The 13,011-nt window shown below is 69.1% G+C and carries 11 protein-coding genes; 9 read left to right on the forward strand and 2 right to left on the reverse strand.

The annotated features are described in order from the left end of the window. Positions 1-2: 2 nt before the first annotated feature. A complete protein-coding gene (locus tag U3653_RS06640; protein ID WP_323123896.1) occupies positions 3-1,070 on the reverse strand; it encodes an alpha/beta hydrolase in 1,068 nt (355 codons plus the stop codon). A gap of 150 nt (positions 1,071-1,220) precedes the next feature. Here U3653_RS06640 and U3653_RS06645 point away from each other — a divergent pair, with 150 nt between their 5' ends. The 4 genes from U3653_RS06645 (at position 1,221) to U3653_RS06660 (ending at position 6,761) form a co-directional block, all read left to right on the forward strand. Next, positions 1,221-2,726 (forward strand): condensation domain-containing protein, encoded by a 1,506-nt coding sequence (locus U3653_RS06645; RefSeq protein ID WP_323123895.1) that lies wholly within the window; start codon positions 1,221-1,223, stop codon positions 2,724-2,726. Beyond that, a complete protein-coding gene (locus tag U3653_RS06650) occupies positions 2,723-4,360 on the forward strand; it encodes an MFS transporter (protein WP_195077701.1) in 1,638 nt (545 codons plus the stop codon). Before U3653_RS06645 ends, U3653_RS06650 begins: the two co-directional genes overlap by 4 nt. A gap of 72 nt (positions 4,361-4,432) precedes the next feature. Then, positions 4,433-5,338, forward strand: a complete 906-nt coding sequence (locus U3653_RS06655; protein ID WP_195077702.1) for a glucosyl-3-phosphoglycerate synthase — start codon at positions 4,433-4,435, stop codon at positions 5,336-5,338. A 136-nt stretch (positions 5,339-5,474) separates the two neighbouring features. Beyond that, positions 5,475-6,761, forward strand: a complete 1,287-nt coding sequence (locus U3653_RS06660) for a vWA domain-containing protein (protein ID WP_195077703.1) — start codon at positions 5,475-5,477, stop codon at positions 6,759-6,761. 110 nt (positions 6,762-6,871) lie between these two features. Here U3653_RS06660 and U3653_RS06665 read toward each other — a convergent pair whose 3' ends face one another. Next, positions 6,872-7,147 (reverse strand): hypothetical protein, encoded by a 276-nt coding sequence (locus U3653_RS06665; RefSeq protein WP_039796837.1) that lies wholly within the window; start codon positions 7,145-7,147, stop codon positions 6,872-6,874. A 316-nt stretch (positions 7,148-7,463) separates the two neighbouring features. On the opposite strand from U3653_RS06665, the gene U3653_RS06670 reads away from it, so the two are divergent. The 5 genes from U3653_RS06670 (at position 7,464) to U3653_RS06690 (ending at position 13,007) form a co-directional block, all read left to right on the forward strand. After that, a complete protein-coding gene (locus U3653_RS06670; protein WP_195077704.1) occupies positions 7,464-7,757 on the forward strand; it encodes a hypothetical protein in 294 nt (97 codons plus the stop codon). A gap of 218 nt (positions 7,758-7,975) precedes the next feature. Continuing rightward, positions 7,976-9,394 carry a DUF1254 domain-containing protein gene (locus U3653_RS06675; RefSeq protein ID WP_195077705.1) on the forward strand — a complete coding sequence of 473 codons (1,419 nt, stop codon included), beginning with the start codon at positions 7,976-7,978 and terminating at the stop codon, positions 9,392-9,394. Between the two features lie 129 nt (positions 9,395-9,523). Then, positions 9,524-10,924, forward strand: a complete 1,401-nt coding sequence (locus U3653_RS06680; protein WP_195077706.1) for a DUF1254 domain-containing protein — start codon at positions 9,524-9,526, stop codon at positions 10,922-10,924. Between the two features lie 119 nt (positions 10,925-11,043). Continuing rightward, on the forward strand, positions 11,044-12,273 hold the full coding sequence (locus U3653_RS06685) for a cytochrome P450 (protein WP_195077938.1): 1,230 nt from the start codon (positions 11,044-11,046) through the stop codon (positions 12,271-12,273). 8 nt (positions 12,274-12,281) lie between these two features. After that, positions 12,282-13,007 (forward strand): TetR/AcrR family transcriptional regulator, encoded by a 726-nt coding sequence (locus U3653_RS06690; RefSeq protein WP_323123894.1) that lies wholly within the window; start codon positions 12,282-12,284, stop codon positions 13,005-13,007. Positions 13,008-13,011 lie beyond the last annotated feature (4 nt).

Below are 13,011 nucleotides of genomic sequence, written 5' to 3' on the forward strand. Positions count from 1 at the left end.
GGCTATCCGGTGGCCGGGGAGGCCGCCAGCGCGGCGGCGATGAGCGGCCACGAGTTGTGCAGGTCCTCCTGCCAGTAGCCCCAGGAGTGGGTGCCGGAGGGGCGGAAGTCGAACGTCGCGGGGATGTTCAGTTCGCGCAACCGATCGCTCAAATCGTGCGCGCACTGGTTGATGATCGCCTCCAGCACGCCGCCGGTGACGAGCTGACTGACCAGTTTGTCGCGATTTCCGTCGATGCCTGGCCCATCGGGCCGGTCGAACGGTCCCGGTATGCCGGTGCCGGTGGAGACATAGATGGCGGTGCCGCGAAGTTGTTCGGCGTGCAGGTACGGGTCGTTGGCGGCCCAGTGCGGATCGGTGGGCGGGCCCCACATGTTCAGCGCGTTGCCGTGCCAGTGGGCGACGACGGCGGCGACCATGGCTTGGCCCTGCGGATCGCTGGTGCGGACGCATCCGCTGTAGGAGCCGACGGCTCGGTACAGCCCCGGCGCGTTGAGGGCGAGTTGGAATACCGAAGTGGCCGCCATGGAGATGCCCGCGACGGCGTTGGCCCCGTTGCCTCCGAAAGTGGCGTCGATCAGCGGCGGCAGTTCTCTGGTGAGAAATGTCGTCCAGCGTTGCCTGCCGAGGACCGGGTCGTCGGCCTGCCAATCCGCGAAATAGCTACCCTCGCCGCCCATCGGCACGACGACATTGACTTGTTTGTCGCCGAAGAAATCCTCGATATCGGTCCGGTGGGGCCAGTTGCTTCCTTCCGAGCCGCCGCTGGCGCCGTTGAGCAGATACAGCGTCGGCGCGGGTTCGGAATTATCCGGCGCGCGGATCACTTTCACCGGGACGGTGGCGCCCATCGCGGGGGAATGGATCTGCACTTCGATCAGGCGACCGGCGCCCGGCCCGATGCCGACCACTCGGGCGCCATCCGTGGCGGCTGGCGGATCCGGTGCCTGTGCCGTCGGTTCGGCTGTCGCCGCAGGCCAGGACGGTGACAGCGGTGTCGCGGCGAGCGCGATGGCGACGGCGATCGAGGTGATGATCGCGCCCGGCCTGCATGTCGTTCGAGCCCGCACGCGAGACCTCCGAACCTGTTTCGTGCATTTCGTGGTGGCGAACGTAGGGCGCGGTCGCACCCCCCGGCAAGCACTGGCGCGCATTCTTGGGAGACTCGACGAGCCGTCGGTGCGGCCGGCTGGTGGTGGTCACAAGATTTCGTGCAACCCATGGTCGCCGGACGACCGGAGTCGTTAACTTTCCTGGGGGTTCAGCCGAGGATTTCTCCTCGCAAGCACGAATCGAGAACACCTGTGGTCAATTTCGGTTTTATCGACGAATGGCAGCCGACGGCGGGAAAGCTCACCAGTTGGCGTGCGGCGCCGGAATCGCTCACCGTGGCGCGCCGTGCCCCGGTTCATCCTGCGCCGCCGTCACATCAGCAGGAGGAATATCTGCGCACCACGCACCGCAATGCCGATGCGGGCGTGCGCACTTCGCGGGTGTGCATGATCGCGTTCACGATTCCCGGCGTGCCGGATCATGCCGCGTTCACGCGAACGGTCGAGGCATTCCTGCGCAGGCACGACACGTTCTGGAGCTGGTTCGTCCTGACCGAGGACGACCGGGTGGAACGCAGGGTGCTCGACCCCGCCGACATCCGGGTGGCGGCGACCGAGCACGGCGTCTACACCGACAGCGACGCCATCCGAGCGCATGTGCTCACCGAGACGCCGGGCCCGCTGGACTGGGACTGCTTCAGCTTCGGCGTCATCGAGCACGCGGAAGCGTTCACGGTGTACGCGGCGGTGGATCACCTGCACACCGACGGCGTGGCACAGGCGCTGTCGTGCGTGGACCTGCTGACCCTCTACGGCAGTGAACTGTCCGGCGGCAGCCTGACGCCCGCGCCGGTGACCGGTCACATCGCCTACTGCGAGCGCGAGCGCCGCTACAGCGCCGAGCTCGCCGCCGACTCACCGCAGATCGCCGTCTGGCTGGATCTGCTGCGACGCAACGGCGGCGATGTTCCCGGCTTCCCGGTGGATCTGTGGGTGGACGGCGACGAGCACGTCCGGGGCGCCCAGGTGACGACCGTTCTCATCGATGAGCCGGGTGCGCTGCGCTTCGAGGAGGCCTGCCGCGCCAACGACGCCCGGTTCACCGGGGGCCTGTTCGCCGCGGCCGCGCTCGCGGAGACCGAACTGGCCGGTGGTGACTGGTATTTCGGTCTCACACCGGTGAACACGCGTCGCACCGAGGGCGAGGCGGCATCGGTCGGGTGGTACACGAATCTGATCCCGGTGGCCTTCCCGGTGAACGCCGACCAGTCGTTCACGGACGTGGCTGCCGCGGCTCAGCGGGCATACGACCAAGGCAAGGACCTGACCGACGTGTCCCTGCACCGGGCACTGCAACTTGCGCCGCCGGAGCTCGGCATCCGCACCCGCCCGGGTTGGTCCGCACGCATGCTGTCCTACCTGGACATTCGCAAGATGGCCGGCGTGGAGATGTTCGACAAGATCGACGGCGGCATGTTCGCCAACCGCGGCAGCTCGCGCGAGGTCTACATCTGGGTCAACCGGTTCACCGATGTCACCACGCTCAGCCTGCTGTTTCCCGATACCCCGCAGGCGCACGAGGCGATCGGGCGCTACGTCACCGCTATGCGGGCGATCGTGGCCGACGTCGCCGCGAAGGGCGACCGCGCGGTGCGGGTCGGCGCCCTGCCATGAGCACACCGGCGAGCACGACCACCGCGACGCCGACGGCGGTCTCCGGCTCGGGTGCGTGGGCGGCGCTGGGCGCGTGCCTGCTCGCGGTGTTCATGCAGATGCTGGACATGACGATCGTGAACACCGCGCTACCGAGCATCGCCACGGAAATGGCGGCGCCCGGTTCGGCGCAGGTGTTCGTCGTGGCCGGCTACAGCCTGGCCTTCGCGGGCACGCTGATGACCGCCGCGCGGGTCGGGGAGTCGGTCGGGCGGCGGCGGGTCTTCCTCGGCGCCATGGCGGCGTTCACCATGGCCTCGGTGTGGTGCGGCCTGGCGCACCTGCCCGGTGAGCTGATCGCCGCGCGCGCGGTCCAGGGGCTGTCCGCCGCCGCGATGTCCGCGCAGGTCATCGCCATCATCAGTGCGGTGTTCCCGAAAGCGCGGCAGCCATTGGCCTTCGGGCTCTACGGAGCCGCCGCCGGGCTCGCGGCCATCGTGGGGCCGCTGCTCGGCGGCGCGATCATCGCCTCCGATCCGTTCGGCCTCGGTTGGCGCGCGATCTTCCTGCTGAACGTTCCGCTGTGCGTGCTGGGCTTGCTGCTGGCGCACCGGCATCTGCACGTCGGCAGGCCACCGGGTCGGGAACCGCTGGACGTCGCCGGCGCGCTGCTGGCGACCAGCGGGCTGGTCGCGGTGCTGTACCCGCTCGCGGCCGGGCGCGAACAGCGCTGGCCGCCCCAGCTGTTCGGGTTGCTCGGCGTCGGGCTCGGGCTGCTCGTCGTGTTCGTCTGGCACCAGCGCAGGCGGCTGCGGGCCGGGCAGAGCCCGCTGCTGCGGATCGATCTGTTCGCCGACCGCGGTTTCGCGGTCGGCTCCGTGCTCACCCTGTTGTTCTTCGGGATCTTCGCCGCGTTCTTGTTCACCGTGTCGGTGACCGTGCAATCCGGGCTGGGATTCACCGCGCTGCGGACCGGAATCCTGGTGCTCCCGTTTGCCATCGGTGGCGCGTGCGGCGCGCTGACCTCGCCGATCGTGGTGGCGCGGCTGGGCAATCGTGGGCTCACCCTCGGTGTGCTCGGGTTCGCGGTCGCCATCGTGGTCATCGCGATGACCGTCGATCCCGCCGACGCGGCGATCGATCCGGGGCGCCTGGCCGTTCCGGTGTTCGCCGCAGGAGCCGGGATGGGGCTGTTCGCCGCGCCGCTGCCCGCGGCCATGATGGCGGGGGTCGCGGAACGGGCGACCGGGTCGGCCTCAGGAACGGTGCCGACCGTGCAGCAGATCGGCAGTTCGCTGGGCGTCGCGGTGCTCGGCGCGCTGTTCTTCCGCCGGGTAGACGCCGACACCGGCCTCGGCGTCGAGCACGCGAAAGCCGTACTCGCGGGACCGTTTTCGGACTCATCGGCTACGACCGCGCAGCGCGACGGCGTCGTCACGACGTTCGCCGACTGCGCCGAAGCGGCGCTGCGTTCGCCGACCCCGCACCTGGACGCGCACACCTGTCCCGGCGCGGGAGCGGATCTGGCCGGACAGATCGCCGCCGCCCACACCTTCCTCGCCGCCTGCGTCACCGTGCTGTGGGTGGTGGCGGGAACCGCGCTGGCGCTCGTCGCGCTCAGTCTCGCATTGCCGCCGCGGGGGGAGCCACGGTGACCTCCCCGCCTCGCCGAGACGCACTCCGGCGAGCGCCAACCGCTCGATGGACCAGCGAAAGGACACTCGCGCATGACGTCGGCAGCGCCCGGCATCGTCCACTACGACCGCGCCTGGTCGCACGACGAGCTTCTCGAACGCAAGCGGCACCGCACCGTCTCGGTGGTCGTGCCCGCCCTGAACGAGGAGGACACCGTCGCGGAGGTGGTCGCCTCGATCCGCGACCTCGTCGGCACCCTGGTCGACGAGCTGATCGTGCTCGACTCCGGCTCCACCGACCGGACCGCCGCCCGCGCCAGAGCGGCGGGCGCGACCGTCTATTCCCGGGAACAGGCGCTGCCCGCCGTACCGCCGTGTCCCGGCAAGGGTGAGGTGCTGTGGCGGTCGCTGGCGGTGGCCTCCGGTGATTTCATCGTGTTCGTCGACGCCGATCTGGTCGCGCCCGACCCGAGGTTCGTGCCGTCGCTGCTCGCACCGCTGCTGTCGGACGAGCGGCTACGGTTGGTGAAAGGGTTCTATCGCCGCCCTTTCGGCGCCGCCGCGGACGGCGGTGGGCGCGTCACCCAGCTCGTGGCCCGGCCGCTGCTCGCCGCGCTCGCGCCGGAACTGGCCGAGTTGCGCCAGCCGCTGGGCGGAGAGTACGCGGCCACCAGGGAACTGCTGCGGTCGTTGCCGTTCGCACCCGCCTACGGCGTGGAGATCGGCATCCTGATCGACACGTGGCGCAGGCACGGAGCGCGAGCCATCGGGCAGGTCGATCTCGGCGCCAGGGCGCACCGCAATCGGCCGCTGCACGAACTGGCCGAGATGAGCAGGCAGGTGATCGCGACGCTGCTCGACCGGCTCGGTATCCCCGATTCGGGCGCAGCGCTGACCCAGTACCTCCCGGACGGCTCGAGCTGGCGTGCGGTGCGGGGAGCGGCGCCCGCGCCCGACCGGCCGCCGATGGCCACGCTGACCGGCACCGGTGTCCGATGACGGCGGGGCGCGCCCCGCGCCGGAATCGTCGCAGGCCCAACCGCTAGCGGCGCGGCGAAGACTCCGCATGCTCGCGAGCCCGGCCTTACCCTGATCCGGTTGGGCGTTTCACGAGCGACGACGACTGGGAGTCTCGGTGGGCACGGCATTGGTCAAGGGTCACAACGGTGTACTCGACGCGGCTCACGTGCTGGTTTCGGTACGCACCGAGGCCGCGGTCGATGTGTCGGCGCTCCTGGTGACCGAAGCGGGCCGGGTGCGATCGGACGCGGATTTCGTGTTCTTCAATCAGCCGAGCGCGCCGGGTGTGGCGCTGGGCGCGGGAACACCCGGCACGCTCTCGGTCTCACTCGGCGATCTGCCCGCCGATATCGCGCAGGTGCGCGCGGTGCTCACCCTCGACGATCCGGCGCGGACCTTCGGCGGGTTCGCGCCTCCGGTCGCCACGGTGGCCGACCCGACGGGAAACATCCTGTACGAGTACCGCATCGAAGGGTTGGGCAGCGAATCCGTGGTGATCGCGCTCGAACTGTATCGCCGTGGAGGCGCGTGGAAGGTGCGCGCGGTGGGGCAGGGCTATGCGGGCGGGTTCGCCGCGCTGGTCACCGATCACGGTGTGAGCGTGGACGAGGAACCGGCCGGTGCGGACGTTCCTTCCCCGGATCGGGCCGGGCCGGGGGTCGCCCCGGCGGCGGAGGTGTTCACCGTTCCCGGCGAGGCGAAGCTCTCCTTCGAAAAACGCGCGACGCTGGACCTGCGCAAGCGCGAGGTCGCGAAAGTCCTCATCGACAAGGCCGCTTTCGGTGTCCGGGCCCGGGTGGTCCTGGTGATCGACAAGACCGGCAGCATGCAACGGCAGTACCGCGACCAGGTGGTGCATCGCGTCGTGCAGCGGATGATCCCGGTGGCCACCCAGCTCGACGACGACGGCGTCCTGGAGGCGTACCTGTACGCCCTCTCCTTCGCCAAGCTGCCCGATATCACGGTCGAGCACGGTGACGAGTGGGCCCGCACCTATCTGCATCTCGGCGGAACCCACGGCGACATCGATTACGACCGGCTCGGCGGCCGCAACGACGAACTACCGGTCATGCGCGACATCATCGACTCGTTGCGCCCTGGCGGCCGTCCGACGCTGGTGTTGTTCTTCACCGACGGCGGGTTCGCCAAGAAACGCGAGATCGCCGCGCTGATGCGCCGGGCCTCGCTGCTGCCCGCCTTCTGGCAGTTCGTCGGCCTCGGCCGCGCCAACTACGGTCTGCTGCGCGCTCTGGACGAATTGTCCGACCGGGTCGTCGACAACGCGGGCTTCTTCGCTCTCGACGACATCGACCAGGTCGACGACGCGCAGCTCTACGCCCGATTGCTCGGCGAGTTCCCGGACTGGCTGCGCGCCGCTCGGCATGCGGGCATCCTGCGCTGATCGCGCGAAGGGACGCGTCGATCACCGCGGCGGCAGACCCTGCCCGCCGCACACTGCCCGCTTGTTATAGCGAAAAGCTATGACGGTGTGTGTTTCCGGTTCGCGGCGGCTCAGCCGATGACGGCGTTCATGATGGTGCCCGCGCTGGTGGCGATCACCCCGCCGATCATGGCCCCGGCCACCATCTTCGGTGACTCGAGCCCGCCGCCGGTCCACTTCTCCCAGGCGAAGCGGCCACCGGCGTAGATGATGCCGCAGATGCCCGACAGGAGCACGAACCACGTCAGGTAGCGGACCAGTTGGAGGAACTTGTCGGAGATCGGCGGTGCTTCTGGAGTGGGGTTGCCGATCTGCGCCAGGGTGTCGTAAGCGGCGGCCAGGATCATCGTCGTTCGCTCATTCTGGATTCGGGACAGGGGCAAGTGATTCGCTGAGAAGATCGTATCCGTTCGTTCGCCCCGACGCAGTCAGGTCCAAGCAGCGCAGGGAAGTTCGTGTTTCCCGCGCCATCGGCCGGGTAGCCGGACCTGTGAGCGTGCTGCCCGTTCCACCGCTGGGCGCGAACGTCGCACGCAGTGCGCGCACCGCGGCGGCGTCTGTGCCCGTATCCTGGTTCGTGGCCGAATTCATCGGTGGTCGAACGGCTTTCGCAAAACGGCTGGTCGGCGGCAGGGTTGTATTCGAGCGTAGAGGGAGTAAACGGTGAGCATCATTCTGGCGTCGGTCGGCGATTCGTTCACGACGTTGGCGCAGATCGGCAATCCGACCCCGGAGGCGCCGCCCCTGGCGGACAAGCTCTTACAGTTCGTCCGGTACCTGACCTGGTTCGCTCTCGCGTCCGGCATCGTCAGCATCATCTACGCGGGCGGCAGATTCGCCTGGGAGAAGTGGAGCGGCGGCGGATTGCAGTCCCCGAAGATGATCGCCGGCGCGATGATCGGCGGAGTGGTGGCCACCAGCGCGGGCACCATCATGAACACCGTGCTCGAGTTCTGAGCGCGGGCGGTGCGGCCCTGCTTCTCGCGCGTTCGGCGGCGAACACGCGGTGAACGGGCCGCACCGGCCGTGATCGCGGGGGTCTGCCCCGGACCTCGTTGGAGCACGGTCGTCCACTTGGTCCGCGAAAGCCCTTCCAACCGCGGTTTCCGCCGTTTGTGCGGTCGTACTCCGGTGCGGATCTCGCGCTGCCGATAGGATCGGAGGCGGAGCGGATCATGGACGAGAGCACCGAGGACAAGCTCACGGTGTCGCGGCGCAGGGCGCTGGGCATCGCGGCGTCGGCGGTGGCCGCGCTCGGATCGGCGGCATGCGGCGGATCCGGGCAGGATCGCGCAACCGATTCCGCCCCTGGTGACGCCGCAACGATCGCCAAAGACGCCTACGTATTCGGCTACCCTCTGGTGTTGCTGGACGTCACCCGGATGGCGGCGGAGACGGTCACGCCGATCAACCGTTTCCAGCACGCGTCTGCGTTGCCCACCCCCGCGCAGCGCGACGTGGTGCGGCTGGACCGGGACACGCTGCGTTCGACCGCGTGGCTGGATGTGGCGAGCGAGCCGATGGTGCTCAGCGTGCCCGCGATGGACAGCGGACGGTTCTGGGTGGCCCAAGTGCTCGACGCCTGGACGAACAACGCGCACAACCCGAACAACCGTCGGCCGCAAGCGAAATCGGACCGGCCGCCGTACACCTATGTGGTGACCGGTCCGGGCTGGTCGGGTGCGCTGCCGGATGATCTCACGCCGTTGCCGATGCCGACGCCGACGGTGTGGTTGATCGTCCGGATCCAGGTCGACGGCGAGAACGATCTGCCCGTGGTGCGCTCGATCCAGCAGGGACTGCGGCTGGTGCCGTTGAGCGCCTGGGTGGCGGGCGCCGAGCCGCCCGCGCCCGCCGAGAGCGGGCAGGTGAGTGCGCAGCCGCCGCCCGAATGGGTCGCCGGGATGGACCCGAGGATGTTCTTCGACCGGATGTGCGCGTTGCTGTCGACCGACCCGCCCGCGCCTGGTGACGAGCCCGCGATGCGGCGCTTCGAGAAGATCGGCATCCGGCCGGGCGGTACGGTCCACGGCATCTCGGAGACCGAACTCACCGCGGCGGTGAACACCGCCAAGCAGCAGATCCCGGTGTACCTGGGCGCCCGGACGGTCAACGAGAACGGCTGGCTCGTCGACCCCGACGTCGGCAGGTTCGGCACCAACTACCTCCTGCGCGCCGCCGTCGCCCAGATCGCGCTCGGCGCAGGCCTGGCCGAGACCGCCTTCTATCCGACGCTGTTCGCCTCGACGGAAGCCGACGCGGGCGCGGGGCGGTTCCGGCTGCACTTCGCACCCGGCCAGTTGCCGCCAGTCGACGACTTCTGGTCGCTGACCGCCTATGACGCCGAGAGCTACCTGGTGCCCAACCCGGCTGGGATTTACGCGGTCGGCCATCCGGATCCGGTGGTGGTGAATCCGGACGGGTCCGCCGACATCGCGTTGCAGTACACCGACCCCGGCTCCGCCGTAGCCGCCGGGAACTGGCTGCCCATTCCTGAATCCGGGCAATTCTCGCTGACCCTGCGCCTGTACGCGCCGAAGGCGGAGGTCATCCAGGGGCGCTGGCGTCCGCCGCCGCTGTCGCCGGCGCGCTGATTTCGTGCATGGATGCCCGCGCTCGGCCGGTGAGGGGGACGCTCAGTCGGCTACCTGTCCGCAAACGTGCGGATATACTCCGGGACGGAGCTGACGCGGCGACCGATCGCATCGGAGGCGGACAGGATCATGGACGACTGGACCCACCGCGTTCCGGCGCTGTCACGGCGCGCCGTGCTCGGCATGGCGTCGGCGGCCGCGCTCGGTGTGGCGGCGTGCGGTGGTTCGTCCGAGGACGATTCGGCCCACCCGACCGTGACCGGCGACGCCGCGACGATCGCCAAAGACGCCTACGTGTTCGGCTTTCCGCTGGTGCTGATGGATGTCGCCCGCAGGACGTCCGAAGCGGCCACGCCGGTCAACCAGTTCCAGCACGCCACCTCGTTGCCCACCTCGGCCGAACGTGCCGTGGCGCGGCCGGACCCCGACACGCTGCACTCCACCGCGTGGCTGGATGTGGCGAGCGAGCCGATGGTGCTCAGCGTGCCCGCGATGGACGGCGGCCGGTTCTGGCTGGCCCAGGTGATGGATGCCTGGACGAACAATGTGCACGATCCCAGCGCCGCCCGGCCCCAGGCGCGGTCGGCGACGCCGCCGTACACCTACGTGGTGACCGGTCCGGGCTGGTCGGGTGCGCTGCCGGATGGTCTCACGCCGTTGCCGATGCCGACGCCGACGGTGTGGTTGATCGTCCGGATCCAGGTCGACGGCGAGAACGATCTGCCCGTGGTGCGCTCGATCCAGCAGGGACTGCGGCTGGTGCCGTTGAGCGCCTGGATGGCGGGCGCCGAGCCGCCCGTCGCGCCGCCCACGCGGGCGAGTGGGCAACGCCCGGTCGATCAGGTGCTGACGATGGATCCGCACGATTTCTTCGCGCGGATGTGCGGGTTGATGTCGACCGACCCGCCCGCGCCCGAGGATGAGCCCGCGATGCGGCGCTTCGAGAAGATCGGGATCCGGCCGGGCGGCTCGATCGAAGGCATCTCCGATGCCGATCTGACCGCCGCGGTGCGGACCGCTCAGCAGCAACTCCCGGTGACGCTGGGCCCGACTACGGTCAACGAGAACGGCTGGGTCTCCGACCTGGGTGCGGGCCGGTACGGCACCGACTATCTGCTGCGGGCGGTCACCGCGCTCGGCGCACCGGGCATGCCGTTGCCCCGGGACGCGCACTTCCTCTTCACGGCGGTGCCCGCGGGCGCGGGCCCGTTCCGGCTGCACTTCGCGGCGGGCGAGCTGCCGCCGGTGGACGCGTTCTGGGCGCTGGCCGTCTATGACGCCGAAGACTATCTGGTGCCCAACGAGGCCGAGATCTACTCGGTCGGCCACCACGTGCCCGTCGTGCTCAATCCGGACGGTTCCCTCGACCTCACGCTGCAACAGCACGATCCCGGCCCCGGCGTTCCGAAGGGCAACTGGCTGCCGGTGCCGGAATCGGATCCGTTCTCGGCGAGCCTGGCGTTGTTCGAGCCGAAGGCGACCGTCCTGCAGCGGCGCTGGCAGCCGCCGCCGCTGATCGCGCTGCGCTGAGCGCAAAAGTAAACGCGTTTTACTAAACGCTGTTCACGAACGGCGGTTCTGTGGTTGCATCTGTCTTGACCGTGTTCGTCAGGTCTGCGCCCAGACCGCCGTAGGAGTTAGCCGTGACCGTGACCACGCCCTCGATCCCGACGGGCTTCGACTTCACCGACCCCGACCTGCTCGCCACCCGCCTGCCCATCGAGGAGTTCGCCGAACTGCGCCGCACCGCCCCGGTGTGGTGGTGCGCCCAATCCGATCGGGCCAGCGGGTTCGACGACGGCGGTTACTGGGTCGTGTCCAAGCTCGCGCACATCAAGGAGATCTCGAAGAACCCCGAGGTGTTCTCCTCGCACGAGAACACCGCGATCATCCGGTTCAACGAGGAGACCACCCGCGAGCAGATCGACATGCTCGGCGACATGCTGCTGCTCAACCAGGACCCGCCCAAGCACACCAAGACCCGCCGCATCATCTCCAAGGGTTTCACCCCGCGAGCGGTGGAGAGCCTGCGTGCCGCGCTGACCGAACGCGCCGCGCGCATCGTGCACGAAGCCAAGAAGTCCGGCAGCGGCGACTTCGTCGAACAGGTCGCCTGCGAGCTGCCGTTGCAGGCCATCGCCGAGCTGATCGGCATCCCGCAGGAGGACCGCAAGAAGATCTTCGACTGGTCCAACCAGATGATCTCCTACGACGATCCCGAGTTCGAGGGCGACCACCACGCCGCCACCGCCGAAGTGATGGGGTACGCCTGGAACATGGCCGAGCAGCGGCGCGCCTGCCCGGCCGAGGACATCGTCACCCAGCTGGTCAACGCCGACATCGACGGTGAGCATCTCGGCTCCGACGAGTTCGCGTTCTTCGTCATCCTGCTGTCGGTGGCGGGCAACGAGACCACGCGCAACTCGATCACCCACGGCATGAAAGCGTTCGTGGACCACCCCGAGCAGTGGGAGATCTACCGGCAGCAGCGTCCGCGCACCGCGCCCGACGAGATCGTCCGGTGGGCCACGCCGGTCACCGCCTTCCAGCGCACCGCGACGCAGGACACCGTGCTCGGGGGCCAGGAGATCAAGAAGGGCCAGCGGCTCGGGTTGTTCTACAGTTCGGCCAATTTCGACGAGGAAGCGTTCGCGGATCCGTTCACCTTCGACGTGCTGCGCGACCCGAACCCGCACGTGGGCTTCGGCGGCACCGGCACGCATTACTGCGTCGGCGCGAACCTGGCCCGGTTGCAGATCGATCTGATGTTCAACGCCATCGCCGACGTGATGCCCAACCTTCGCCAGGTGTCCGAGCCGGTGCGGCTGCGGTCGGGCTGGCTGAACGGAATCAAGCGCTGGGAAGTCGAATACGCTTGAATCGATCGGTGCAACAGTCCAAACCCCGGGGCCGCTCGCCGGTGGTGACCGACACCGATATCCGGCGGGTGGCCAGCGCGCTGCTGGTGCAGCGCGGGCCCGACGCGGTCACCCTGCGCGCCATCGCACGGGAACTCGGTGTCACCGCGCCGGCGCTGTACCGGTACTACGGCTCGCTGGAAGACCTGCTGGAGCGGCTGCGGCTGGACTTCTGCGCCGACTTGGCCGAGGAACTGACGGCGGAGATCGCCACGCTGCCCGATGACGGCGCCGCGCAGTTCTTCGCCATCTGCCGTGGGTTCCGGCGCTGGGCGCTGACGCACACCAGGGAGTTCACCTTGGTGTTCGCCTCGCCCGGCGCGGGCAGGGCCCGCGCGCTGCGCCGCTTCGACGAGCCATTCGGCCGGGTCTTCCTGGCCGCGGCGGGCAGGCTGCTGGCGAACTACGACATCGTCACGCCCCCCACCGACGTCATCCCGCCGGAGTTGCGCGAGGATCTGGTGCACTTCCAGACCGAACTGCTGGCTGCGCTGTCGGAGTCGGGCCAGAAGTTCCCCGCCGAGAAGCTGGACCTCGGGGTGACGTACTTGATGATCCAGATCTGGGCGCGGCTCTACGGCCATGTCACGCTCGAGGTGTTCGGCAACTATCCGATCCCGCTGGACAATCCGGAGATCCTGTTCGACGCGATGCTCGCCGATCTGGGCCGCACCGCGGGCCTGCTCGGCGAGTGACACC

The sequence above is a fragment of the Nocardia implantans genome (assembly GCF_035544775.1).
GTDB classification, from domain to species: Bacteria; Actinomycetota; Actinomycetes; order Mycobacteriales; family Mycobacteriaceae; genus Nocardia; species Nocardia implantans.